General features: G+C 67.1%; 23 protein-coding genes and 1 pseudogene. 12 read left to right on the forward strand and 12 right to left on the reverse strand.

The features are described 5' to 3' along the window. Nucleotides 1-22: 22 nt before the first annotated feature. The 4 genes from ACYVII_RS11020 (at nucleotide 23) to ACYVII_RS11035 (ending at nucleotide 3446) form a co-directional block, all read left to right on the forward strand. The gene (locus tag ACYVII_RS11020; RefSeq protein WP_460534874.1) at nucleotides 23-304 is read left to right on the forward strand and encodes a hypothetical protein; all 282 of its coding nucleotides are present in this window, start codon (nucleotides 23-25) and stop codon (nucleotides 302-304) included. 161 nt (nucleotides 305-465) lie between these two features. Next, the gene (locus ACYVII_RS11025) at nucleotides 466-1581 is read left to right on the forward strand and encodes a polyamine ABC transporter substrate-binding protein (protein ID WP_460534876.1); all 1116 of its coding nucleotides are present in this window, start codon (nucleotides 466-468) and stop codon (nucleotides 1579-1581) included. Nucleotides 1582-1695: 114 nt separating this feature from the next. Then, nucleotides 1696-2580, forward strand: a complete 885-nt coding sequence (locus ACYVII_RS11030; protein ID WP_460534878.1) for an ABC transporter permease — start codon at nucleotides 1696-1698, stop codon at nucleotides 2578-2580. Continuing rightward, nucleotides 2577-3446, forward strand: a complete 870-nt coding sequence (locus ACYVII_RS11035; protein WP_460534880.1) for an ABC transporter permease — start codon at nucleotides 2577-2579, stop codon at nucleotides 3444-3446. The genes ACYVII_RS11030 and ACYVII_RS11035 overlap by 4 nt, the downstream gene beginning before the upstream one ends. A 10-nt stretch (nucleotides 3447-3456) precedes the next feature. On the opposite strand, the gene ACYVII_RS11040 is transcribed toward ACYVII_RS11035, so the two are convergent. Both ACYVII_RS11040 and ACYVII_RS11045 read right to left on the reverse strand, forming a co-directional pair. Next, a complete protein-coding gene (locus ACYVII_RS11040) occupies nucleotides 3457-4335 on the reverse strand; it encodes an SMP-30/gluconolactonase/LRE family protein (RefSeq protein ID WP_460534883.1) in 879 nt (292 codons plus the stop codon). 27 nt (nucleotides 4336-4362) lie between these two features. Next, on the reverse strand, nucleotides 4363-5259 hold the full coding sequence (locus tag ACYVII_RS11045) for an NAD-dependent epimerase/dehydratase family protein (RefSeq protein ID WP_460534886.1): 897 nt from the start codon (nucleotides 5257-5259) through the stop codon (nucleotides 4363-4365). 211 nt (nucleotides 5260-5470) lie between these two features. Here ACYVII_RS11045 and ACYVII_RS11050 point away from each other — a divergent pair, with 211 nt between their 5' ends. From ACYVII_RS11050 to ACYVII_RS11060, 3 genes are all read left to right on the forward strand, one after another. Then, entirely contained in the window at nucleotides 5471-6331 is an 861-nt protein-coding gene (locus ACYVII_RS11050; protein WP_460534889.1) for a sugar phosphate isomerase/epimerase family protein, read from the forward strand. Between the two features lie 86 nt (nucleotides 6332-6417). Beyond that, nucleotides 6418-7647, forward strand: a complete 1230-nt coding sequence (locus tag ACYVII_RS11055; protein WP_460534891.1) for an alpha/beta hydrolase family protein — start codon at nucleotides 6418-6420, stop codon at nucleotides 7645-7647. Further along, nucleotides 7644-8600 carry a Rossmann-fold NAD(P)-binding domain-containing protein gene (locus tag ACYVII_RS11060; RefSeq protein WP_460534893.1) on the forward strand — a complete coding sequence of 319 codons (957 nt, stop codon included), beginning with the start codon at nucleotides 7644-7646 and terminating at the stop codon, nucleotides 8598-8600. The genes ACYVII_RS11055 and ACYVII_RS11060 overlap by 4 nt, the downstream gene beginning before the upstream one ends. A gap of 132 nt (nucleotides 8601-8732) precedes the next feature. Here ACYVII_RS11060 and msrA read toward each other — a convergent pair whose 3' ends face one another. Next, complete coding sequence (gene msrA, locus ACYVII_RS11065; RefSeq protein WP_460534895.1) at nucleotides 8733-9248, reverse strand: peptide-methionine (S)-S-oxide reductase; 516 nt, start codon at nucleotides 9246-9248, stop codon at nucleotides 8733-8735. A 215-nt stretch (nucleotides 9249-9463) separates the two neighbouring features. Between msrA and ACYVII_RS11070 the strand changes: the two genes are divergently transcribed. Beyond that, nucleotides 9464-10006, forward strand: coding sequence for a DoxX family protein (locus tag ACYVII_RS11070; protein WP_460534897.1), 543 nt, complete (start codon nucleotides 9464-9466; stop codon nucleotides 10004-10006). An 81-nt stretch (nucleotides 10007-10087) separates the two neighbouring features. Then, entirely contained in the window at nucleotides 10088-10804 is a 717-nt protein-coding gene (locus tag ACYVII_RS11075) for a phosphatase PAP2 family protein (protein WP_460534899.1), read from the forward strand. Between the two features lie 11 nt (nucleotides 10805-10815). Here ACYVII_RS11075 and ACYVII_RS11080 read toward each other — a convergent pair whose 3' ends face one another. Next, nucleotides 10816-11019, reverse strand: a complete 204-nt coding sequence (locus ACYVII_RS11080; RefSeq protein ID WP_460534901.1) for a hypothetical protein — start codon at nucleotides 11017-11019, stop codon at nucleotides 10816-10818. Nucleotides 11020-11224: 205 nt separating this feature from the next. Here ACYVII_RS11080 and ACYVII_RS11085 point away from each other — a divergent pair, with 205 nt between their 5' ends. Continuing rightward, nucleotides 11225-11983, forward strand: a complete 759-nt coding sequence (locus ACYVII_RS11085; protein ID WP_460534903.1) for a Pr6Pr family membrane protein — start codon at nucleotides 11225-11227, stop codon at nucleotides 11981-11983. 131 nt (nucleotides 11984-12114) lie between these two features. Here ACYVII_RS11085 and ACYVII_RS11090 read toward each other — a convergent pair. The 4 genes and pseudogenes from ACYVII_RS11090 to ACYVII_RS11105 form a co-directional block, all read right to left on the reverse strand. Next, nucleotides 12115-13299 (reverse strand): annotated as a pseudogene (locus ACYVII_RS11090) (acyl-CoA dehydrogenase family protein). A 26-nt stretch (nucleotides 13300-13325) separates the two neighbouring features. After that, complete coding sequence (locus ACYVII_RS11095) at nucleotides 13326-14066, reverse strand: SDR family NAD(P)-dependent oxidoreductase (protein WP_460534905.1); 741 nt, start codon at nucleotides 14064-14066, stop codon at nucleotides 13326-13328. Nucleotides 14067-14104: 38 nt separating this feature from the next. Then, entirely contained in the window at nucleotides 14105-15250 is a 1146-nt protein-coding gene (locus ACYVII_RS11100; protein WP_460534908.1) for an acyl-CoA dehydrogenase family protein, read from the reverse strand. A gap of 11 nt (nucleotides 15251-15261) precedes the next feature. Next, the gene (locus ACYVII_RS11105; protein WP_460534910.1) at nucleotides 15262-16059 is read right to left on the reverse strand and encodes an enoyl-CoA hydratase/isomerase family protein; all 798 of its coding nucleotides are present in this window, start codon (nucleotides 16057-16059) and stop codon (nucleotides 15262-15264) included. A 132-nt stretch (nucleotides 16060-16191) separates the two neighbouring features. Between ACYVII_RS11105 and ACYVII_RS11110 the strand changes: the two genes are divergently transcribed. Then, the gene (locus tag ACYVII_RS11110) at nucleotides 16192-16863 is read left to right on the forward strand and encodes a TetR/AcrR family transcriptional regulator (RefSeq protein ID WP_460534912.1); all 672 of its coding nucleotides are present in this window, start codon (nucleotides 16192-16194) and stop codon (nucleotides 16861-16863) included. 99 nt (nucleotides 16864-16962) lie between these two features. Here the strand turns inward: ACYVII_RS11110 and ACYVII_RS11115 are convergent, their stop codons facing one another. Genes ACYVII_RS11115 through ACYVII_RS11130 form a run of 4 tightly spaced genes read right to left on the reverse strand, consistent with a single transcriptional unit; the run spans nucleotide 16963 to nucleotide 22395 of the window. Continuing rightward, nucleotides 16963-17901 (reverse strand): carbohydrate ABC transporter permease, encoded by a 939-nt coding sequence (locus ACYVII_RS11115; RefSeq protein ID WP_460534914.1) that lies wholly within the window; start codon nucleotides 17899-17901, stop codon nucleotides 16963-16965. Then, complete coding sequence (locus ACYVII_RS11120) at nucleotides 17898-18836, reverse strand: carbohydrate ABC transporter permease (RefSeq protein ID WP_460534916.1); 939 nt, start codon at nucleotides 18834-18836, stop codon at nucleotides 17898-17900. The genes ACYVII_RS11115 and ACYVII_RS11120 overlap by 4 nt, the downstream gene beginning before the upstream one ends. A 56-nt stretch (nucleotides 18837-18892) precedes the next feature. Beyond that, the gene (locus ACYVII_RS11125; RefSeq protein WP_460534918.1) at nucleotides 18893-20239 is read right to left on the reverse strand and encodes an ABC transporter substrate-binding protein; all 1347 of its coding nucleotides are present in this window, start codon (nucleotides 20237-20239) and stop codon (nucleotides 18893-18895) included. Then, complete coding sequence (locus tag ACYVII_RS11130; RefSeq protein ID WP_460534920.1) at nucleotides 20236-22395, reverse strand: beta-galactosidase; 2160 nt, start codon at nucleotides 22393-22395, stop codon at nucleotides 20236-20238. The genes ACYVII_RS11125 and ACYVII_RS11130 overlap by 4 nt, the downstream gene beginning before the upstream one ends. Nucleotides 22396-22590: 195 nt before the next feature. Between ACYVII_RS11130 and ACYVII_RS11135 the strand changes: the two genes are divergently transcribed. After that, nucleotides 22591-23634, forward strand: coding sequence for a LacI family DNA-binding transcriptional regulator (locus ACYVII_RS11135; protein ID WP_460534922.1), 1044 nt, complete (start codon nucleotides 22591-22593; stop codon nucleotides 23632-23634). Nucleotide 23635: the final 1 nt, after the last annotated feature.

Genomic DNA, 23635 nt, shown 5'->3' on the forward strand with positions numbered 1-23635 from the left:
CACGCGCGCCGAAAAGAGCACCGTGAACCACAACGACCACTCCGCGCGCGACGACGCCTCGCCGCGTTCTGCCGGCTTCCCCCCGCACGTCTCGCTGCAGCGCATCGGCGCGAACAGATGGTGTGTCGTCGACTCTCGTTATCCCGCCAACGACGCACGTTGCCTCATCGGGTATGTGGAGCGCGTCGACCACGTTTACCACGCGATCCGGCTCGACTCGTCGCCGATGACGTCGTTCGACGAGCTGGATCTCGAGTCGATCATCCACGATCTCGAACCCGCGGTCTCGGACGACGACCGCTGAGCTCGCCCGGGGACGCGCGCGACGTTACGCCGGGTGAACACCCGGGCTCGCGCCTGGCCTGCGGCGGTTACCTTTGAGGGTTGAGGCATTCCCGTTTCCCTTCGAGTCCGTGCGGCAGTGCGAACCGCTCGTGCACGGATTCCCGCAGCAAAGGAACCGTCATGAGCAGTTCTGCGCATCCCGTCAGTCGTCGCGCCGTCCTGGGCGCCGCCGCGCTCGCGCCCGTCGCGGCCTTCCTCGCCGCATGCTCGTCGCCGGGTTCCGGGTCGTCGGGCACGGCGTCCGCGAAGCTCACCGGCCAGCTGAACATCTACACCTGGCCCGACTACTTCTCGAAGGACGACCTCGCCGCCTATGCGAAGAAGTACGGGGTGACGCCGAAGATCTCGACATACACCGACAACAACACGCTGTACACGAAGCTGAACTCGGCGGCGGGCGCCGGCTATGACATCGTGGTGCCCTCGTCGAGCTGGATCAAGCAGATCTCCGACAAGGGACTGCTCGAGGAGCTCGACCACGACCGGTTGAACCTGAAGAACCTCGACCAGTCGCTGCTGAACCGAAACTACGACCCCGGGAACAAGTACTCGATCCCCAAGGACTGGGGCCTCCTCGGTGTCGTCTACGATCCGGATGCCACCGGCGGCGAGATCAAGACGTGGCAGGACTTCTTCGACGCGGGCGCGAAGCCGAACGTGAGTGGGCGCATCCGCATGACAAGTGCCGCCGAGGAGACGGTCGGGCCGGCGCTGTGGATCCAGGGCAAGGACTGGAACACGAAGAAGATCAGCGACATCGAGGGCACGGCCGACTTCCTCACCGGTTTCGCGAAGCACGTGAAGACGTTCTCGGCGTTCGACGCCAACGCGATGGCCAGCGGTGCCATCGTGATGGCGCAGGCCAACCAGGCGTACGCGCGCAACGCCATCCTGCTCAACCCGAAGCTCAAGTGGGTGGTTCCCGGGCCGACGAGCGAGCTGTGGGTCGACAGCTTCTCCATCGCGAAGGGCGCGCCCGACATCGATCGCGCGTACCAGTTCCTGGAGTACCAGCTGACGCCGACGGTGCAGCTCAACGAAACCGTCTACCTCGGTTACCCTGCGTCGCTCAAGGGTCTCAAGAGCAAGATGCCGTCGAACGTGAAGCAGGCCGACCTGATCTTCGGCGGGCCTAACGTCGACCTCGACAAGCTGACCAGCTTCGTCGTGAACCCCGACACGTACCCGACGTTCCAAGACATCCAGAACAAGGTGCAGGCCGCCGCCGGGGCGTGAGCGGTTCACACCGAAGACAGGCAAAACTCGCCGGGACAGGCAGAATATGCCTGTCCCGGCGGTGAGATCGCTCTCATGCCTGTCTTCTGCTGGGGCGCCGCGAAGGGAGGGCGCGTGAGGCGGAACACGGGCGACCACGTGCTGGCTGCCATCCCGCTCGCCTGGCTCGCGGTGCTGTTCCTCGTACCGCTCGGTTTCACCCTGGTGTACTCGTTCGGCACGAGCGGGTTCGGGTCGGTCACGCTCGGCTTCTCGCTCGACAACTACGCGCAAGCGCTCGGACCGCTCTATCTGGAGACGTTCCTGCGCACGCTCGCGTTCGCCGTGGGGTCGAGCGCCGCGTGCCTGGTGTTCGCATACCCGATCGCGTACGCCATCGCCCGGCGCAGTGGCCGGTTCAAGATCGTGGCGTTCGCGCTGATCCTCGTGCCCTACCTGGCGAGCCTGCTCATCCGGGTGATGTCGTGGCAGATCCTGCTTGCGCAGGGCGGCCCGCTGGAACGGATGCTCCGCAGCATCGGCCTGCTCCACTCGCCTCTCACGATCCTCGACTCGATTCCCGCGGTCGTGATCGGAACGATCGCGGTCTACCTCCCCATCGCGGTCATCGCGCTGGCCGTCGTGCTGGACCGCATCCCACCGGAGGTGATCGAGGCCGGCCACGATCTGGGCGCCTCGCCGTCTGCGACGTTCTTCACGGTCATCCTCCCGCTCAGCCGACCGGGTATCGCCACGGCAGCGCTGCTCACGGCAGTGCCGATGCTCGGCGAACTGGTGATCCCGGTGCTGCTGGGCGGCAACAAGGGGCTGTTCCTGGCGCAGGCCATCTCGGCGCAGTACGTGCAATCGCAGAACTACGCGCTCGGCTCCGCCATGGTCGTGCTGCTGGTGATCGCCATCGCCGTCATCGTTGCACTGCTCGTGCGACTCACGCGCGGCTTCGACGCCACCGGCGGCCAGCCCGGGCGTCCTGAACGTGCGAAGCGGGTCGAAGGATGACCGCACCTGCCCTGCTGCGCGAGTCCGGGCATCCGCCGGTCGGCTCCCGTGGCCCGCGACTGGTGACCGGAGTGGCGCTGTGGATCTGGTTCGGCGTCGCCGTGGTGTTCCTGTTCTCGCCGATCGTCACCGCGATCGCGTACTCGTTCAACGCAGGGGTGGCCGGCAAGCAGACCTCCGCGTTCACCGGGTTCTCCTGGGACTGGTACACCCAGGCGGTGAGCGACCCGACCATCCGTCAGGCGACCGAGACCAGCCTCGTGGTCGCGTTCTGGGCGGCGGTGATCGCCGTTCTCATCGGCACGATCCTCGGGTTCGAACTCGCACGCAACCCGAATCGCGCCGTGAGGCGCCTGCTCGCGGCGCTCACGTACATCCTGCTGATCGTGCCCGACACCGTGCTCGGCGTCTCGCTGCTGCTCTTCTACACCGAGACCCGCATTCCGCTCAGCGAGTTCACCCTGATCGCGGCGCTGACGCCGCCGGCCATCTCGGTGGTGGCGTTCGTGATCAGGGCGCGGGTGCTCACGCTCGACCCCCAGATCGAGGATGCCGCCTCCGACCTGGGTGCATCGCGCCTGGCGACCCTGCGCCTCGTCGTGCTGCCGCAGCTCGGGCCCGCCATCGCGGCAGCAGCGATCATCGCCTACACGTTCGCGTTCGACAACGTGGTGATCGCGAACTTCCTGTCGACGCCGACGGTGAACGTGCTCACCGTGTACCTGTACGGAACACTGCAGTACGGCGCGACGCCCGCGGTCTACGCGACCGCGACGCTCATCTTCGCGGCGACGATCGTGGTGCTCGCACTGGCCGCACTGCTGCTGCGCACGACCGTGCGCTTCCGCGCGCGCCGCGGCGACTGATCGCCCGCAGTCATCCGGCGAACGTCGGCAGGATGCGCCCGCGCACCCCGGGGGAAGCGGCGAAGACCGAGCCGGCGCACGGTTCCTCGCCGTCGGCGATGCCCTCGCGCGAGGTCGTGATGTAGAGCACGTCGAGGTCCTTACCGCCGAACGCGACCGCCGACGTGTTGCTGACGCCGGGAACGGTGATCACGTCGACCAGGTAGCCGTCGGGGTCGTAATGGTGCACCTTGCCGCCACCCCACAAGGCCGCCCACAGGCCGCCTTCGGCGTCGATGGTCAGTCCGTCAGGATGCCCCTGCGTCGGGTCGATCTCCGCAAGGTGCCGGCGGCCCGAGAAAGCGCCCGTCTCGCCGTCGTAGTCGAACGCGTCGATGCACTGCGTGGGGGTGTCGTTGTAATACGCAGTGGCGCCGTCGGCGCTCCACTGCAGTCCGTTCGAGATGGTCACGTCTCCGAAGGCGACGCTCGTCGCGCCGTCCGGTTCCAGCCGGAACAGCGTACCTGCGCCCTTTCGTTCGTCGTACGCCATCGTGCCGCAGTAGAAACGGCCCTGGGGATCGCAACCACCGTCGTTCATGCGGATGCCGGCATCCGTCACCACATCCGGCAACGCCCGCTCCAGCACGAAGTCGGCGTCGAACAGGCTGAAGCCGTGCTCCGTCGCGACCACGAACCCACCCGCCGAACGCGGGCGAAGCGCGGCGGCCACCGATCCCACGTGATAGCGAGGCACGTCATCCGAGTCCAGCCGGCCGCGGCGCGGGTCGCCGAGGTCGAGCACCTCGCCTCGCAGCATGTCCACGATGAGCAGCCTGCCGCGCACCGGATCCCAGATCGGTCCCTCTCCGTGATACGTGATGCGTTCGGTGACCTGCTCGGCGTCCATGTCAGCACGGTACCGGCTGAGCGCTGGTCACCGAACCCCTTGCACCGGCAGCTCGCGTGTCTCGAGCTGGAGGATGTGCTCGGCACGGAACCCGATCAGGCGCTCTGCATCCGTGAGGTCGATCGGCACCTCACGCTCCACGAACCGCTTCCGGCGCGGCACCTCGGGCGCAAGCGCATCGAGCACGTCCTCGGTGCGGTACGGGATGCTCGTCAACGGCGCCGCGAGATAGAACCCGTTCGCCCCCGGCTCGTTCGACTCCAGCGCCAGCTCGATCGCCAGCGCCGCGTCGCGCACGTCCAGATACGACCATCCCTCGGTGAGGGCGGGTCGCGGGTCGTCGGTGAGCCGCACCGACAGCTCCTCGATGGCGGCCATCGAGTTCACATGCGGAAATCGCAGCGTGACGACATCCATACCCCACCGTCGCCACATCATCCGCGACGTGTTCTCGTCGTTCAGTTTCGACAGCGAATACCAATCGGAGACATCGGCGGGAATGTCGGTGTCGATCGGAAAGTAGGCGGGGCGCGCGGCCGGGTCGACGCCCTGAGGCAGGCCGTACCGGTTGATGCTGCCGGCGACCACAGCCCGCCGTACGCCGCGCTCGGCCGCCTGCACCAGCACGTTGAACGTCGACACCACGTTGGTCGTGTACACGTCGTACGGGCTGCCGGCATCCCTGTGGATCAGGGCGGCCAGGTGCACGACGAGCTCGACATCGTCGAGGGCCGCCCCGACCTCATCCGGTGAGCGCGTGTCTCCGTGCACCACCCGATCCGCCCCCGCCACGTCCTGCCCCGGTTGGCATAGGGCGGTCACGAGTGCGCCGGTCCCGGCGAGCCGCTGTGTGGCGGCGCTGCCGATGCGGCCCGCCGCGCCGGTGATGAGAACTCGCTTGCCTGCGAGGCTCGTCGTCTCCAAGCAGGGAGTATCGAGCATCCGATTCGCCATACCCACATTGAAGACGCAGCACCGACCGGATACCAGTGCCCCGGCCGCACCGCGCTCTTCGAAACGCGGCGATGGCAACAAGTGGCAAGCCTTTGCCATCCAGCGCGAACCGGCACACACTGTCACTCGCAGCCCCGGCCACGACGGATGCCGGGGCGAGACGAGGAACAGGAGCTCTCGGGTGGCAAGACTCGGCGTCCAGGCGATGATGTTGAAGCGCGATGTCGCGCAGAACGGTGCATACGCGACCTGGAAGCGGCTGTCCGAGATCGGCTTCCACGTGGTCGAGGTCTCGCAGATCGAGCTCACGGCGCAGACCAGGGACGAGATCGTGCGGGCGAACGACGACTTCGGCATGCTGGTCGCCGCGATCTCCGGCGGGATGGGCCCGACCGGTGGCGGCGGCAACGACTCGCTGCGCGAGTCGTTCGACAAGATCGTCGACGACTGCCGCGCCCTGGGCACGAGCCGGGTGCGGATCGGCATGCTGCCGATGACGGCGCTCGCCTCGAAGGATGCCCTGCTCTCGTTCATCGCAGACGCCGACGAGATGGCTCGCCGACTCGCCGATCAGGGCATCGTGCTGAGTTACCACAACCACCACGTCGAGTTCGCGCGCGTCGACGGGCAGCTCATCCTCGACCTGATCAGGAACGAGGCACCCGACCTCAAGCTCGAGCTGGATGTGCACTGGATCCAGCGCGGCGGAATGGACCCGGTCACCGTACTGAAGAAGTACAACGGTGCTGTCGACCTGGTGCATCTGAAGGACTACCGCATCGCCCTGCCGCCGGCGGAGGCGTTCGCCGCTCTGGCCGCCGGCGACCAGGGCACCTGGACGGAGTACTGGAACAAACTCGTCCAGTTCGCCGAGGTCGGTCGCGGAACGCTCGACTTCGCCGGCGTCGTCGAGGCGGGAATCGCGGCCGGTGCCGAGTACCTGCTGATCGAGCAGGACGAGCAGTACGGCCGCGACATCTACGACTGCCTGGCCGACTCCCGCGCGCACCTGGTCGAACTGGGGTACGGCGACCTGTTCTGACCTTGTACGCGAGCGAGCGGGTTCGGGATACTGGGCGCGGGGCGGGCCTGCGTACGACGGTCTCGCATGCTCGGCGAGGGGGGACGATGGCGTCGGCACGGCACACCTTCAGTCGCGGATTCTCCGCGAACGACGACTTCGACTTCGAGTTGCGCTGCGTGCTCGGGGCCGCATATTCCGGCGCAGCCGACGTGGGCGAGGTACTCGCCGCGGTCGATGACGTCGGCGACAAAGACCAGCGAGGCTGGTACGAGGCGTGGGTGGGCCTCGGCGACCGCGTCGCAGTACAAGCGGATGCCTCGGCCCAGCGCTCGCACGCGGCCAGCGCGGCATCCGCGTACCTGCGGGCATCCCTCTACTACAGCGTCGCCGTGAACACCGCATCGGCACTGGACTCGGCCGACGAGCTGCTCTCCGTCTTCCACAAGCATCGCGACGCCTGGGATCGTTTCGTGGAGACCACCCCCGAGGTGGACGCGTCGAGGGTGGTCATTCCGTACGAGCAGACCAGCCTGCCCGGTTACCTCTTCCGGCCGCGCGGCGCATCCGGACCGCTGCCGCTCCTGATCGGTACGAACGGCAGTGACGGATCCCTGTCGGCGATGTGGTCGTCGTGCGCGTTCGGGGCGCTGCGCCGCGGCTACGCTGTGCTTCTCTACGACGGTCCTGGGCAGCAGTCGATGCTGTTCGACCAAGCGACCACGTTCCGCCCGGACTGGGAGGCGGTGCTGACGCCGGTGCTCGACTTCGCGCTCGGCCTCGACGGCATCAACGCTGACCGGGTCGCCGCCTACGGGATCAGCCAGGCGGGATACTGGGTCACCCGGGCTCTGGCGTTCGAGCACCGCTTCGCGGCGGCCATCGTGGACCCCGGAGTGGTGGACGTTTCCACGTCGTGGACGTCTCACCTGCCGAAGAGCATGCTCGAACTGCTCGAGAAGGGCGAAGACGCCAAGTTCGACCGCGACATGGAGTTCGCCTTCAAGTTCGAGAAGGGCCCGGCGAGCATCTGGGCGTTCCGCGCCCGTCCTTACGGCGATCTCGGCTACGCCGCGACGCTGAAGGCCGTGCGGGAGTACACCGTCGCAGACATAGCCGACCGCATCACGACGCCCCTCCTCATCACCTCGCCGGAGCGCGAGCAGTTCTGGCCGGGACAGTCTGAGCGGCTCGCGGAGCTCACGAGTTCCGTCTCCACCCTCGTGCCGTTCACGGCGGCGGAGGGCGCCGACTTCCATTGCCAGCCGCTCGCGCGCGGTCTCACCGACCAGCGCATGTTCGACTGGCTCGACGAGCGGATGGCGCAGCACTCATGAGAATCGTCGTCATCGGCGCCACCGGCCACGTCGGCGGTTACCTCGTCCCCCGCCTGGTGCGTGCCGGCCACGAGGTCGTCGCTGTGAGTCGCGGCGAGCGTGAGCCGTATCGCGCCGACGACGCGTGGGCATCCGTGGAACGCGTCGCCCTGGATCGCGAGGGACTCGACGCCGACGGCAGCTTCGGCGAGCGCATCGCCTCCCTCAAGGCCGACGTCGTGATCGATATGGTCTGCTTCACGCGGGCATCCGCCGAGCAGCTCGTGGACGCGCTGCGCGGCCGGGTACGGATGCTCGTGACCTGCGGTTCCATCTGGTCGCGCGGCACCCTCACCGAGGTCCCCGGCACGGAAGACGCGCCGCTCAACGGGTGGGGCGCCTACGGCACGGGCAAGGCCGAGCTCGAGACGTACCTGCTCGAGCAGGACGGCGTGCCCGCCGTGGTCATCGATCCCGGCCACATCTCCGGTCCCGGCTGGCACGTCATCAACCCGGCGGGCAACCTTGATCCGTCGGTGTGGGAGCGGCTGGCCTTCGGCGAACCGGTGACCCTCCCCGACGAGGGGCTCGGGATGCTGCACCACGTGCACGCCGACGACGTCGCCCAGCTCTTCCAGCTCGCGGTCGAGCATCCCGAAGCCGCGGGCAACGCGTTCTTCGCGGTCTCTCCTCGCGCCCTGACGCTGCGCGGCTTCGCCGAAGCGGCCGCGGCCTGGTTCGGACAGCAAGCCCGACTCGAGTACATTCCACTTTCGAAATATGCCTCGGCGGTCGGCGAAGAGCACGCCAGGGCAACAGTCGAACACGTCTCGCGCAGCCACGCCATGAGCATCGAGAAGGGGCAGCGGATGCTCGGATACTCCCCCGCATACACCTCACTCGAGGCAACCCGCGAGGCGGTCGAGTGGCTGAACGACCACGACGCGTTCGGGCGTCGGCTGCCGTTCGTGTGACGCCTCAGACCAGGTTGCATCCAGCCGACGAACGCTCTGCCGTAAAACGAACGATCCGCCGCACGGAACGAGGTGTTCCGTGCGGCGGATCGTGTTATTTCCGGCGCATCATGCGGTCCGGCATGCTCAGGCTTACGCGGAGGCCGCCTCACGGTGCGGAAGCCGCCAGTTGGGCCGCACCCAGTGGCAGGTGTACCCCGCCGGGTACTTCTGCAGGTAGTCCTGGTGCTCCTCCTCGGCCTCCCAGAACTCGCCGGCCGGTTCGACCTCGGTCACGACCTTGCCCGGCCACAGTCCGGATGCGTCGACATCCGCGATCGTCTCCCGCGCCACCTGCTCCTGCTCGGGCGTCGTGTAGAAGATCGCCGAACGGTAGCTGCGGCCGATGTCGTTGCCCTGTCGGTTCTTCGTCGACGGATCGTGGATCTGGAAGAAGAACTCCAGCAGCTCCCGGTAGCTGACGCGAGCAGGATCGAAGACGATCTCGACCGACTCCGCGTGGTCGCCGTGGTGCCGGTACGTGGCGTTGGGGGTGTTCGGGTCGCCAGAATAGCCGGTTCGCGTGGAGATCACTCCCGGCTTCTTGCGCAGTAGCTCCTGGGCGCCCCAGAAGCATCCGCCCGCGAGAATCGCTCGCTCGGTACTCATGTCGAGATCTCCTTCGTGTCGTGTCTCTCATTGTGATCACGGATGCCCGCTGCTCGCAGCCACCGCGGCTCACGTCAGAAGGAACGCAGTCGGGCACCGGCAAGTTCCCGCGTCCGCGCCCTTTCGCTGTGAGATCGCTGTACACAACCGGGATGCCACAGACGCGGCATCCCGTATAGAACGGATGCAGGAGCATCCGAATCGGGGAGGATCGCATGGGCACGTTCGTTCTGAGAGTCGTGGTCGGACTGCTGTTCGTCGGGCATGGGCTGCAGAAGCTGACCCACCTGTTCGGCGGTGGCGGCATCGAGAGGACCGAGAAGACGATGGAAGCCCTCGACATGCAGCCGGCGAAGCTGCAGGCGTACGCCGCGGGACTGGTGGAGGCAGGCGGAGGAGCTGCGCTGGCGCTCGGTGCTGCCACGCCACTGGCATCCGCCGGGCTCATCGCGACGATGGTGACGGCGGTGCGCAAGGTGCATCTGAAGAACGGCGTGTGGAACACGAACGGCGGCTTCGAGTTCAACCTCGTGATGGCCTCGGCCGCTCTGGTGCTGGCCGGGCGGCCAGGCAAGGCCTCCGTCGACGGCGCCTTCGGGCGTTCGAAGTGGGGCACCGGCTGGACGGTCTTCGCGCTCGTCGCGGGCGTGATCGGCTCTGCCCTCGCCGTCGCGGCCGGCCGGTGGTTCGCACCGCAGGACGCCGAGACGGACGAGCCCACCCCGGCGGAGGAGCAGACCGCTACAGCCGCAGAGTGACCCAGGCGAGCCTGTACGTACTCGCAGCCGACACGCGGCGATCGCAACGTTCCAGCATCCGCGGGGCGCGAGACTGACGGAATGTCCGCACACCGGTCTCGCAGGTCTCCGCTCGTGTCGTTGCCGCCCGGCGCAGTGTGGATCGCGATCGTGCTGTGGGCCGCGACGTTCGCACTCGGGTTCGCCGCCAGGGCATCGACTGGATGGCTTTCGAGTCAGCTCGCTCTCGACCGCGCGCTGAACGCCACGCACTCGTCTCTTCTCGACACGGTGGCGCGCGCGCTCGACAAGCTCGATTCCGTGAGCGTGGTAGCGGTCATCCTGGTCGTGGTCGGCGTGCTCGTCGGGCTCCTCGTGTCGTGGCCGCGCGCTCTGGCCACGGTGGTCATCGCCGGCGCGGGATGGCTGCTCTGCCTCGTGCCGAAGGCCATCGTCTCGGAGCCGCGTCCGCCGCTGGATGCCGTGGCGCACGTGCTCAACGTGTCGCACGCGACGCAGAGCTTCCCGAGCGGGCACACAGTGTTCGCCGTGACCCTGACCGTGGCGGTGCTCGTCGCCTGCCGCGGGGCACTGGCGCGAACGATCGTCGCCGTGCTGGGCATCCTGCTCATCATCGTCACAGCGTGGTCACGGCTCTACGTCGGGGCGCACTACACGACGGATGTCGTGGGCGCGATTCTCGCGGGCGTCGCGGGCGCACTGCTCATCGCGTGGTTGTGGAACCTCGTCGTTCGGAGCCTGTTCCCCCGGGTCGTGTCGCGCGGGACGCACGGCGTGGGCGAGCGCGTCGAGGCCTGACGCTCGGCCCGCTACATGTGGCCGGCCTGCTGCGCGAGGCCGACGAACGTACCGCCCCAGATCAGCGCCGCAAGCCCGACGACCATCGCGACGGCCACGCCGGCGACGACAGCACCGACGAGCATCGTGAGCAGCATGCGCAGAAAGATGGCGACGCGTCCGCGCCCCTCGCGGTCCGTATCGCCGGCAACCCTGTTGAACGACCAGACGCTCATGGAACCCCCGAATGACTCCACGGTCGTGCCGCACAGCGCGGCACGACCACCTACATGACTTCAGGTGAGCTCCGTTGATCGCCTGAATCCCATGCTGGAACACACATCCGAAACCGCGATCGAAGTCGGCTGAACGCGCTTTGAGGGGTTCGTTGTCATTTCGTGATCCACGCTGTACACCGCAGGCGTGCCATAGGGTCTACTCATGCTGCGCTCCCCTGCTTGGGCTTGGACCTGGACCGCCCTGCGCGCTACCGCTGCAGTGCTCGGAGCATCCGCCGTCATCACGCAGGCCGTCGTGACCTTCGGCGGCGCCATCGCGGCGAAGCGCGACGTCGGCACGACGTTGGTCAACTTCTTCAGCTTCTTCACGATCCTCTCCAACGTGCTCGCGATCATCGTGCTCACGTGGGCCGTCATCCGGTTCTGCACCCGCGGACGAGCGGATGCCTCGCCCGAGCCCCGCTCGCTGGGAATCGCTCTGGCCTGCGCCACGACCTACATGGTCATCACGGGAGTCGTCTACAACCTCCTGCTGCGCGGGATCCCACTGCCGCAGGGGCACACGGTGCCGTGGGCCAACGAGGTCCTCCACGTCGTCGTGCCGCTGTTCCTTCTCCTCGACCTCTTCCTCGCGCCTCGCCGACGCTGCCTGGGCTGGGGTGCGATCGCGGCCGTGCTCGTCTTTCCGCTGGCCTGGGTCGTGTACACCATGGTGCGCGGCCCCCTCGTGACGAACCCGCTGACCGGCGCGCCGTACTGGTACCCCTATCCGTTCCTCGATCCGAACTCGGCCACCACCGGCGGATATCTCGGCGTCGTCGCCTACATCCTCGGCATCGCCGTGGGCATCGCGCTCGTCGCAGCGGGGGTGGTCGCGGTGAGCCGAACGCGGTCCCGGCACTCGACGAGCCACCCGCAGTCTGCCGAACCACCCGCGAATGAACGGGTGGCTCGGCAATAGGAGGGTTGCTCGGCGGTGGCGTTCACCCGACCCAGGCGGTCGACTGCGGGTCCGCCGAAGATGCGCGTGAGCGCCTCGCCCACCCATCGCCTCGACCAAGCGAGCAAGCTCGCTTGCGCGCGGCTCAGTCATCAGTGGAAGGCGGAGACTCCCGTGAGCGCCTGGCCGATGATCAACTGGTGCACTTCGCTCGTGCCCTCGTAGGTGAGCACCGACTCCAGGTTGACGGCGTGCCGCATCACGGGGTGCTCCAGCGTGATCCCGGCGGCGCCGAGGATGGTGCGGCACTCCCGCGCGATCGCGATCGCCTCCCGCACGTTGTTGAGCTTGCCGAGACTGATCTGCTCCGGCCGCAACGCGTGCTCGTCCTTGAGCCTGCCGAGGTGCAACGCGAGAAGCATCCCCTTGCCGAGCTCGAGGCTCATGTCGGCGAGCTTGGCCTGGGTGAGCTGGTACGCCGCCAGCGATCGATCGAAGATGTGGCGATCCGACGCGTACGCGATCGCGGTCTCCAGGCAGTCGCGAGCGGCGCCCAGCGCACCGAAGACGATGCCGAAGCGTGCTTCGTCGAGGCACGATAATGGACCCTTCAGCCCCCGCGCCTCGGGCAGGACGGCGGCATCCGGCAGGCGCACCTCGTCGAGGACGAGCTCGCTGGTCACCGACGCACGCAACGAGAGCTTGTGCCTGACCTCGACCGCCGAGAATCCGGGGGTGTCGGTCGGCACGACGAACCCGCGGATGCCACGACCATCCGTCTCCTCGTCGGTTTGCGCCCACAGCACGGCGACGTCGGCGACGCTTCCGTTCGTGATCCACAGCTTGTTTCCCGTCAAGATCCAGTCGCCGTCGGCCCGCCTGCGTGCCCGGGTTCGCATGCCTGCCGGGTTGGAACCGAAGTCGGGCTCGGTGAGACCGAAGCAGCCGATCACCTCACCGGCGGCCATCCGTGGCAGCCACTCCTGTTTCTGCGCCTCGCTCCCCCAGTGATGCACGGCGAACATCGCCAGCGAGCCCTGCACCGAGACCAGCGAGCGAAGCCCGGAGTCTCCGGCCTCGAGTTCCATGCAGGCCAGGCCGTACGCCGTCGCGCTCGAGCCAGCGCAGCCGTATCCCTTCAAGTGCATGCCCAGCAGACCGAGGTCGCCGAGATCGCGCGCCAGTTCGCGTGCCGGAAACTGTGCGGACTCGTACCAGTCCGCGATGTGCGGCCTGATCTGAGTGTCGACGTACGCGCGCACCGTGTCGCGGATGACTCTGTCCTCCTCTCAGAGCAAGCGATCGGTGGAGAACAGCTCGAGCGGGCTCTGCCTCATGATGTCGTCCTTCGGTGTGGCGTACCTCAGCTCATTGTGAGGCCGCCGCTGACGCTGAGGGTCTGGCCGGTGATGAATGCGGCTTCGTCCGATGCCAGGAAGGCCACGGCGTTGGCCACGTCCTCCGGCCGCCCGAGCCGCCGCAGCGGGATCGCCTTGGTCAGCGCTTCGCGCAACTTCTCCCCGCCGATGGAGGCGAACAGCGCCGTGTCGGTGGGTCCCGGCGACACGCAGTTGGCGGTCACGCCTGCGTGGGCCATCTCGCGGGCGATCGTCTTGGTGAATGCGATCACCCCGCCCTTGGCCGCCGAGTAGACCGCCTCACCGGACGAGCCGACCCGGCCCGAGTCGGAGCCTATGTTGACGACCCTCCCCCCGCCCTGTCCGACCATGATCGGCAGCACGGCGTGGCAGGTGTGCAACTGGCCGTAGAGGTTGATCCTCATGACCCGGTCCCAGGTCTCGGCATCGGAGTCGACGAACGGTTCTGCCTTGTCCCAGCCTGCGTCGTTCACCAGCACGTCGATGCGACCGAAGCGTTCCATGACTCGCGCGATCGTCGCATCCACCGCCTCACGATCGGTGACGTCGAGCTGCAGACCGACTGACCCGTTTCCGAGACCGTCCGCGGTCTCCTTCGCCGTCTCCCCGTCGAGGTCGGTCGCCACGACGGTGGCGCCCTCGGCGGCCAGCTTGGTGGCGATCGCTTTGCCGATGCCCCGCCCGGCCCCGGTCACGACCGCGATCTTGTCGTCCAGCCTTCCCATGGTGTTTCTCCTTCTGTGATCGGCGGGTCGGTACCCGGTCACGGGGCGTAGGGACGTCCGAGCAGACCGCGGGCGATGACGAGTTTCGAGACCTGTGCGGTGCCGTCGCCGATCTCCAGGCCGATCACGTCGCGCAACCGTTGGCCGACTCTGTGCTCGGTCGAATAGCCGACATGACCGAGGGTGAGCAGGCACTGGTGGATGACCGCGGTCGCCAGCCGCGGCGCCCAGAACTTCGCCATCGCCGCTTCGACGCTGTGCTCGCGCCCGACGTCCTTGCGCCACAGTGCCTCGTAGCAGACGTGCCGGGCGCCGGCGAGGTAGGTAGCGTACTCGGCGAGCGGAAACGACACGCCCTCGAAGGTGCCGATCGGCTTGCCGAACGCGACCCTGTCGCGCGACCACTGCACCGCCTCGTCGAGGCTCTGCTCGGCGGCGCCGAGACAGAGCAGCCCGATGATCGGGCGGGAGTAGTCGAAGCTCTGCATCACCGCGACGAAGCCGAGGCCCTCGTCGCCGATCAGCTGGGAACGACCGACAGGGACGCCATCGAAGTGGATCGAGGCGCGACCGATCGCCCGGCTGCCGAGGTCGTCGATCGGTGAGCGCGTCACGCCGGGATCTCCCAGATCGACCCAGAATGCGCTGACTCCGTGGGCCCCCTCGCCTCCGGTACGTGCGAGGACGATCGCCTTGTTGCCGGCCATGCCCAGCGTGATCGACGTCTTCTCGCCGTGCAGCCTCCAGCCGTCGGCATCGGGAGTGGCGGCGAGGTTCAGGCCGGCCGCATCCGTGCCCGCGCCGGGCTCGGTGATCATGATGCAGGGCACGGTCTCGCCCGAGGCGATGCCGGGCAACCACGCCCGCTTCTGCTCGCCGGTGCAGTTGCGCACGAGGATGTCGCTGATCAGCGCGGTGTTGACGATGAGGTAACCGGCATTGAAGTCGGCACGACCGACCTCCTCCGCGGCGATCCCGGCAACGACCGCCGTCGCCTCCTGACCGCCGTATTCCTCGGGGATGCGCAGGCCGATCAGGCCCATCTGCGCCATGTCGAGCGCCAGCTGCGGCCGGAATCGCGCCGCCACGTCGTCGGACTGATAATGCGGGGCCAGCACCTTGCCGGCCCAGCGGCGCAGCTCGGCGCGGAACGCCTCCTCGTCTTCCTGGAATCCGTAGTGCATGACCGGCCGCCTCAGCGCGTCGAGGGGAAGACCGGATCCCGGTGCTCCTGAAGCGCCGTATACCCTTCGACGACGTCGGGGGCCATGAAGCACAGCATCTCGTAGGCCGCGGACTGGTCGAAGATCGGCGCCGCCTGGCGGAGCCAATTGCTGAGCGAGCGCTTGGTGAGCCGGATCGCCTGCTGGGCACCGGTGGCCAGCACCTGGGCGACGCGCAACGCTTCGTCGAGAACCTGATCGCGCGGCACCGCCTTGCTGACCAGGCCGATGCGCTCGGCCTCGGCCCCGGTGATCATCTCGCCCGTCATCAGGTAGTAGCGCGCCTTGGCCATCCCGCACAGCAGTGGCCAGATGATCGCGGCGTGGTCCCCCGCTGCGACGCCGAGTTTCACATGCCCGTCGCCCAACCTGGCGTCCTCGGCCATGATCGAGATATCGGAGAGCAGGGCCACGACGGTGCCCGCCCCGACGGCGACTCCATTGATCGCCGCGACAATCGGCTTCTCGCAGTCGATGATGTTGTAGACCAGCCGGCTCATCTCGCGGAGCATGTGGTCGACACGCTCGTGGTCGCCGGCCAAGCGGGAAACCATGCCGAGGTCGCCGCCGGCGCTGAAGGCCTTTCCCGCGCCCGTGATGACGGCGACCCTCGTCTCGGGATCGTCGGAGACCTCGCCGAAGAGGCGCGCGAGTTCGCCGTGCATCTGCTCGTCAGCGGCGTTGTACTTCTCCGGCCGATCCATCGTGATCAGCAGCACGCCCTTGTCGTGCCGCGCGAAGGTCAACTGGTGGTAACTCCCGAAGTCCACGGCTTGCCTCGATTTGCACAATGAACATGGATTCAGTATTAATGAATGTAGATTCATTACCGCGTGGTGTCAATGCTTCACCGACGGCTCCGGCACAGCGATGAATTCCGTCTCACTGCGAAAGAGGGACCGATGACCGAGGCCGCTGTCGATCGATCCCCTGACCAGCCGCGGCACGCCGCTCGTCAGGTTCTGGCTGCTCATCGCTCACGGCAGCTTCTCGATGCCGCTGCGCGACTCATGCAACGCGATGGCTCCGAGGCTGTCTCGATGCAGGCGCTGGCCGCGGAAGCGGGGGTCAGCGTCGGCCTGATCTATCGGTACTTCGGCAGCAAGGACGAGATCCTGCTCAAGGTGATCACCCAGGTGCTCGATGCCTTCGCCGTCGAGGTTCCGGCGGCGATCGATGCCGCTGGAGAGGATCCGGTACGCCGGCTGGCCGCCGCATTCGCCGCGTACTGCCGGGTGATCGACGAATACCGCCACGCCGCCGTACTCACCTACCGCGAGTCCAAGGCGCTCGCCCCTGCTGGCCGTACCCGGATCAAGCAGCTCGAGGTGGAGACCAGCCAGCCGTTGCGCGACACCATCCGTGCCGGTGTGAAGCAGGGCCTGCTGGTTGCCGACGACCCGGATCTGATCGCGTACGACCTGCTACTCCTCGCGCACTCGTGGGCCCTCAAGCACTGGTACTTCGGACAGACGAAGACGCTCGACTCCTATATCACCGCACAGCTCTCGCTCGCGCTGCGCTCGATGCTCCCTCCCGCGGAGCTCCGGAAGTACCGCGACCTGCTGCAGTAGGACCATCGCGGGCACGCGCATCCTTGCCCCGTCTTTTCACGAGCGGTGCCCGCCGCGAAGGAGTCGGCACGCGACGGGCACCGCAGCATCCGGCCGGCGCTACCCCTTCACGCTCCCGGTGGCGAGCCCGGACTGCCAGTAGCGCTGCAAGAAGAGGAACGCGACGATCAGCGGGATGATCGACACGAACGCGCCCGTCAGCACGGTCGAGAACAGCACCTGCGCGCCACCGCCGGCGGATGCGGTCGCCTGCCACTGCGCGAGCCCGACGGTCACGGGGAACAGCGACGGAGTGTTCAGCATGATGAGCGGCAGGAAGTAGTTGTTCCAGGTGGCGACCAGCTGGAACAACACGACCGTCACGATGCCCGGCGACATCAGACGCACCCCTATGGTCGCGAAGATCCTGAGCTCGCCCGCGCCGTCGATCCTCGCCGCCTCGAGCAGGCTGTCATCCACCGATTCCAGTGCGTAGACACGCATGAGGTAGACCCCGAACGGGCTGACCAGGGAGGGCAGGATGATCGCCCACATCGAGTCGGTCAGGTTCGCTGCCGCGAACAGCAGGTAGGTCGGGATCGCGAGCGCCGTGAGCGGGACCATGATCGACCCGAGTATCACGGAGAAGATGGCGGTCCGTCCGCGGAACCGATACTTGGCCAGCGAGTATCCGGCCGCCGTCGCCAGTGCGGCAGCGCCCACCGCGCTGGTCACGGCGTAGATGATCGTGTTCAGCCCCCACTGCCAGAACACTCCGCCCTGGAACGTGAACAGGTTCGCGAAGTTGTCGAAGAACTGGAACGAGTTGCCGAACCACAATCCGAACGTGCTGAACAGGTCCGAGTTGTCCTTCGTCGTGGAGATGAACAACCACAGGAGCGGGACGATGAAGTAGATCAGCGAGATCCACACGAAGATAGTGAGCAGTGTGCTGCGGCGCTTCTCGCGTTCGACGACCTTGCGCCGGCGTCTCGGATCAGGATGCTTTCCCCGGGCCGAACCGACGGCCTGCGACGCGGGGCGCACAGCGGTGCTCATGACTCGCGCTCCTTCCGGTTGGCGGCGGTCTGCACGACGAACGAGACGATCATGATGATGATGCCGAGCAGGAACGCGATGGCCGCGGCGTAGTTGATGTCCTGGTTCTTGAACGCCACGTTGTAGGCGTAGAGGTTCGGCGTGAAGTCGGTGCCGATCGAGTTCGGCGCGATGTTCGCCAGCAGGTTGGGCTCGTTGAACAGCTGGAACGATCCGATGATCGAGAAGATCAGCGTGAGCAGCAGCGCCTGCCGGATGGCCGGCAGCTTGATACTCCACGCGACACGGAACTGGCCGGCCCCGTCGATCTCCGCGGCTTCGTACAGATCCTCCGGAATCGACCGCAACGCGGCGTACAGGATGATCATGTTGTAGCCGATGAACTCCCAGCAGACGATGTTCATGGTCGAGCCGAGGATGTTCTGCGGCGACAGCAGGTTGGGCGCAGACATGCCCAGCGCATGGAAGATCTGGGTGATGAGCCCGAAGTCGGTGCCATACAGATAGCCCCACATCAGCGTGGCGACGACACTCGGCACGGCGTACGGCACGAACACCAGGAGACGTGCGACGCGGCCGCCTCTGACCCGTTTGCTGTCCATCGCCAGCGCGAAGCAGATGGCGGCGACCAGCATGATGGGCACCTGCACGAGCAGGAACAGTCCCACCCTGCCGAGTCCGGCCCAGAAGCTCGGGTCCTGAACGGCACGGATGTAGTTGCCGAGTCCGGCGAACACCTGCCCGCCCACCAGCTGCGAGCTGAACATGCTCAGGTAGAGCGAGTAGATCAACGGCGCGAGGAACATCGCGGCGAAGATGACGAGAAACGGGATGACGAGAACCCACGCCGCGCGGGTCTGCGCTGCGCCGATCCTGCCCGACGTTCGTTGGGTGGATGGGCCCGGCGAGCTGCGCCGGGCGGTGAGAACGGACATGGTCGACTCCTTGTACGACAGCGGGTCCGAGCGCTTCCGGCCCGGACCCGCTGTGCTCACTTGACGGTGAAGCCCTGCTGCTTCGCGTAGCTGACGACCTGGTTCTGCCAGGTCGCCAGCGCGGCCTTCAGATCGCCGTGATCGGCGATCGCCTTGCCGAGCGTCGTCCCGTAACTGGAGTTCACGTAGTCCATGAACGGCAGCCACTGGAACTTCGGGTTGACGGTGTCGGAGACCTGGGCGAAGAACTTGTTCACCTGCTGTCCGCCGTAGAAGGCGCTCTTCGCGTCGACGAACTGCGGATCCTTGAGTGTCGCCGTCGTCGTCGGGAACAGGAACTGCTTGTTCGCCATCATCAGCGTGGATGCCAGATCGTTGTTGATGAACTTCGCGAGCTCATACGCGGCGATCGGGTTCTTCGTCGTGGCCATGACGGCATCCGAGGAGCCTCCCCAGTTGCCCGAGACGTTCTGGCCGGCCTGCCACTGCGGAATGTCTCCGGCTCGCCACTTGCCACTCGTGCTCTTGACCGTGCCCTGAAGGAAGACCGGTCCCCAGGCTGCGACCAGCCAGCTGGCGTACTTGTTCGCTGCCAGCCCCTGGTAGTAGGCGTCCGTGAAATCGGGATCCGTCGCGACCAGGCCCTTGTCGATCAGGTCCTGCCAGTACGACACGACTTTCTGGTCGGTGGCCGAGTTCAGGTCGATCCCGACGGTCTTCTTGCCGTCATAGCTGAACGGATGGGCGCCGGCCTGCCAGAAGAAGCCGATCATCTGGAACATGTCGTTACCGGGCAGGTCCGTGATGTACGAACCGGTCTTCGACTTCACATCGGCCGCAGCCTTGGCGAAGTCGTCCCACGTCGCGGGTGCACCGTTCAGCCCGGCAGCCTTGAAGATGTCGTCGCGGTACAGGGTGCCCAGCGGGCCGGAGTCCTGCGGGATGCCCCAGATGCCCGAGTTGTTCGCCACCTGGTTCCAGACCCATCCGACGTAGTCGCTCTTGAGGTCCGCCGCTCCGTACGGCGTCAGGTTCAGCAGGCTCTTGGTCTGCGTGAACGACGGAATGTAGTCGTACTCCACCTGAGCGACGTCGGGAACGCCCTTGCCGGCCTTGAGCGCCGCCCGCAGCTTCGGGTAGTGCTGGGCGCCACCAGTGGTGTTGACCACGTTCACCTTGATCTTCGGGTACTTCTTCTCGAACAGGTTCACCTCGTCCTGGATGTTGGGCACCCAGGTCCAGAACGTGAGGGTGGTGGGCGTGTTCATCGCCTTGGTGATGTCTGCCTGGCTCACCGGCTTCGTCGACCCGGTGCTGGCTCCCGGGCTGCTGCATCCGCTGAGGAGCAGCGCGAGCGCCGTGACGCCGGAGGCCAGCGCCAGTGCTGTCTTTCGGAACTTCATCGTCGACCTTCTCTTTCTTCGGTGGTGCTCGGTACGAGGTCGTCCTCGTCTCGGTCGCTGGGCTCTGTCAGGAGGATCCGGCTCGACCAGGCCGGAAGAGTGTGGACTGTATCCGCGGCGGACTCGGAGCCGTCGGCCACATCGCGCGTCGCCGGCAGGAGTCGCACCAGCTGCTCGTCGCCGCTCCAGTTGATGAGGAACCAGGCGCGCGTGCCGTCCGGCATGCGACCGGAGGTCGCGGTCACGGGGATGCCACGTTCTGGCGCGAGCTCGTCGGCGACCCGGTCCGGCACGGCCCAGCGCATCAGCGCGGCAGCGAGCGAGCGCGACGGAACGGTGCCGACCACGGTGACTCTTCCTGTGCCATGGGCCTTAGAGGTGACGGCCGGGAAGTCGCCGAATCGCGGATGCCGGTAACTGACCAGATCCTCGGCGCCCTCGGCGATGAGCCCGTCGATCCACCCGGTGGCCGAGGCATCCTCGTCGAGCTCGATGACGGACGAGGAGACCGCCACCGACGATTCGAGATTGGAGTACTCGTCGTAGTGCACGCCGGCCGCCTCGGTCAGATGATCGGGCGCGACAGCGACACGGGCCCTCGCCAGCTCGTCCCCGTACGCCGTGCGCGGGCCGATCACGAGGTGCCCGCCGGCGCTCGCGTACTCCCGGAGCAGGTCGAGGGTCGCGTCGTTTGCGACGTAGAGCGCGGGCACCACCAGAGCCGGATAGCGCTCCGCCAGCTCCGCAGCGCCGAGCTCCGCCGCTTGCTCGACGTGCAGGATGCGCGCCTGCGCTCCCGACTCGATCACGCCGGTATGGAATGCGTCGAAGATGTGCTCGTACGTCTGCCGGTCCGGTTGCCCGTCGCGGGCCAGCGCCGGGAAGAACTCGAGCGCCCAGCGCGAGTCGTTCGACCAGAGCAGCGCAGCGTCCGCATCCGGCGCGTAACCGTCGAGAGCAGTGCCGGCTCGCTGGAGCAGCTGGCCGATCTCGGCGACCTCGTCGTACACGCGCCCCGGCCGCAGGCTGTGCGGTAGCACGCCGCCCCAGTACGTCTCGGTGCCGTAGGGCAGCGTGTGCCAGTGCCAGTACTCGATCATGGCCGCACCGCGGCTGACCAGCCCCAGTGCCGCGGCCTGCAGCTGGCCAGGCCAGGGCGGAAGGTTCATGAAGCTCTGCCCGATGGACTGGGCGTTCGTCTCCGTCACCAGGAACCGCGCCTGCTTCGACGAGAACAGACGATCCGCCTGCCGGAAGAAGCCACCGACGCCCGAGGTCGTCCAGTGCGTCTGCGCCGACTCGTGCTTCGTGAGATCGAGGTGGTCCTGCATCGCGTAGTACGGGTTGCCGGCCGCGATGTCGAGCGACTCCGTCAACTCGCGGTCGTCGACGGCGGGCCGCGGATATGCAAGGCACGTCGTCACGAACTGCCTCGGCGTGGAGTACTCGCGCACGATCTTCGCCTGCCACGAGATGAACTCAGTGGTCTGCTCGGCCTGGAAACGGCGCCACTCCAGGTCGTACTGAGGCAGCGAGTTGCCGTCCGGCACCCACAGCTCCGACCAGTCGGCGATGCGGTGCGACCAGTACGTGAGTCCCCACTCGCGGTTCAGCGTGTCGACGTCGCCGTACCGGCGCTCGAGCCAGCGCACGAAGCGGAGGAACACGCCGCGGTTGTGGAACAGCTCGAGCCCCGGCTCGTTGTCGACCTGGAACCCGATCACCGCCGGATGCTGCGCGTAGCGTCCGACCACCTTGCGGATGATGCGCTCGGCGAAGTACCGGAACGCAGGATGCGTGAAGTCGGCCTCCTGCCTGCTCCCCCACGGCATCCGCCGGCCCGTTTCCGGTTCCGCGGCGATCTCGGGGTAGGCTGTCTGGAGCCACGGCGGAACGGCGTAGGTCGGAGTACCGAGGATCACACGGATGCCACGGCGGTGCGCCCCGTCGAGCACGGGCTGCAGCCACTCGAGATCGAACTCGCCTTCGCGCGGCTCCCATGTCGACCACACCGACTCGCCCACGCGGATGACCGAGAATCCGGCCTTCACCATCAGGTCGAGGTCTTCCTCGGTGCGCTCGCTCTCGTGGTACTCGGCGTAGTAAGCGGCTCCGAAGAGCACGCGGTCCGGCTCGTAGGGGTGGGGTGACGGCATGGGGACTCCGTTGTCTGTGCTGGGAGCGACGGCTGCGGCGAGGCATCCGAGAGACGGTCACCGCGACAGGTTTCGCATGAAAGCTAACTCATTTCGTTACCGGTAACAATCCTCTGTTACAGTTTCGTTACCGGTAACGAAATGGATGGCGGCCATACAGTTGTGGCGAGCACCGCCGCCCGATTCGGAGGGTAGATGTCACCAGACGGCATGGGAGCTTCGCCGGACCGATCCGTCGGCAAGCAGCCCACGATCTACGACGTCGCGCGGCACGCCGGTGTGTCCCACCAGACCGTGAGCCGACTGCTCAAGGGCGACCCCGGCATCAAGCCGCTCAACCGGGAACGCGTTCTCAAGGCGCTCGACGAACTCGGCTACCGGCCGAACCTGACTGCGCGGTCCCTCGCCACGAACCGGTCGCATCGCGTGGCGGCTCTGACGCAGGAGATCACGCAGGTCGGCCCTGGCATGGTGGCGCAGGGCGCAAGCGAGGAGGCGCGGGCGCACGGGTATGTGCTCGACATCATCACGCTGGATGTCGGCGATCGCGCCAACGTCGAAGAAGCGATCAAGCTCGTGAACCAGCACGACGTCGCAGGCATCCTCGCCCTCGCCTCGACGGACGAACTCCGCGACGCGTTCGAGAGCGCGAGGTTCCAGGTGCCTGTCGTCATCCCGTTCGGAATGGTCGCCGGCGACTCCGGTGCTCCCGACATGCGCGGCGAGGCGATCCGCGAGCTGATCGACCACCTCGTCGCACTCGGTCACCGCCGCTTTCTGCACCTGGCCGGCCCCGGCACCTGGGTGGCGGCACGGAACAGGCGGCAGGACTTCGACGACGCTCTGGCCGCTCACGGTCTGGCGCTCGAGGCCGTGGTGCACGGCGATTGGTCGGCGAAGTCTGGCTACGACGCGGTGCGCGCGCTGCAGCCCGGCAGCTCGTACACCGCCATCGTCGCGGCGAACGACCAGATGGCGATCGGCGCCATCCTTGCCCTAAGCGAGCTGGGACTCCGCGTTCCGGAGGATGTCTCGGTGACCGGCATGGACGACATCCCCGAGGCGGCCTACGTGCGGCCTCCGCTCACCACGATCCAGCTCGGACTCGCGGAGGAGGGCCGCGACACCTTTCGTCAGCTACTGGCGCTCATGACCGGCGAGGAGACCGAACGGCGGCCCACCCCGGCGAAGGTGGTTCTGCGGCGGTCGACCGCGCCCGCAGCCGGAGTCACGAACTGAA

Source organism: Humibacter ginsengiterrae, assembly GCF_054780115.1.

Coding starts and splice junctions, on each gene's coding strand:
- ACYVII_RS11100 (WP_460534908.1), bottom strand. CDS start 15,250: ATGCACTACGGATTCCAGGAAGACGAGGAGGCGTTCCGCGCCGAGCTG.
- ACYVII_RS11125 (WP_460534918.1), bottom strand. CDS start 20,239: ATGAAGTTCCGAAAGACAGCACTGGCGCTGGCCTCCGGCGTCACGGCG.
- ACYVII_RS11135 (WP_460534922.1), top strand. CDS start 22,591: ATGTCACCAGACGGCATGGGAGCTTCGCCGGACCGATCCGTCGGCAAG.
- ACYVII_RS11035 (WP_460534880.1), top strand. CDS start 2,577: ATGACCGCACCTGCCCTGCTGCGCGAGTCCGGGCATCCGCCGGTCGGC.
- ACYVII_RS11070 (WP_460534897.1), top strand. CDS start 9,464: ATGGGCACGTTCGTTCTGAGAGTCGTGGTCGGACTGCTGTTCGTCGGG.
- ACYVII_RS11075 (WP_460534899.1), top strand. CDS start 10,088: ATGTCCGCACACCGGTCTCGCAGGTCTCCGCTCGTGTCGTTGCCGCCC.
- ACYVII_RS11060 (WP_460534893.1), top strand. CDS start 7,644: ATGAGAATCGTCGTCATCGGCGCCACCGGCCACGTCGGCGGTTACCTC.
- ACYVII_RS11085 (WP_460534903.1), top strand. CDS start 11,225: ATGCTGCGCTCCCCTGCTTGGGCTTGGACCTGGACCGCCCTGCGCGCT.
- ACYVII_RS11115 (WP_460534914.1), bottom strand. CDS start 17,901: ATGAGCACCGCTGTGCGCCCCGCGTCGCAGGCCGTCGGTTCGGCCCGG.
- ACYVII_RS11025 (WP_460534876.1), top strand. CDS start 466: ATGAGCAGTTCTGCGCATCCCGTCAGTCGTCGCGCCGTCCTGGGCGCC.
- ACYVII_RS11095 (WP_460534905.1), bottom strand. CDS start 14,066: ATGGGAAGGCTGGACGACAAGATCGCGGTCGTGACCGGGGCCGGGCGG.
- ACYVII_RS11120 (WP_460534916.1), bottom strand. CDS start 18,836: ATGTCCGTTCTCACCGCCCGGCGCAGCTCGCCGGGCCCATCCACCCAA.
- ACYVII_RS11040 (WP_460534883.1), bottom strand. CDS start 4,335: ATGGACGCCGAGCAGGTCACCGAACGCATCACGTATCACGGAGAGGGA.
- msrA (WP_460534895.1), bottom strand. CDS start 9,248: ATGAGTACCGAGCGAGCGATTCTCGCGGGCGGATGCTTCTGGGGCGCC.
- ACYVII_RS11055 (WP_460534891.1), top strand. CDS start 6,418: ATGGCGTCGGCACGGCACACCTTCAGTCGCGGATTCTCCGCGAACGAC.
- ACYVII_RS11110 (WP_460534912.1), top strand. CDS start 16,192: ATGACCGAGGCCGCTGTCGATCGATCCCCTGACCAGCCGCGGCACGCC.
- ACYVII_RS11080 (WP_460534901.1), bottom strand. CDS start 11,019: ATGAGCGTCTGGTCGTTCAACAGGGTTGCCGGCGATACGGACCGCGAG.
- ACYVII_RS11130 (WP_460534920.1), bottom strand. CDS start 22,395: ATGCCGTCACCCCACCCCTACGAGCCGGACCGCGTGCTCTTCGGAGCC.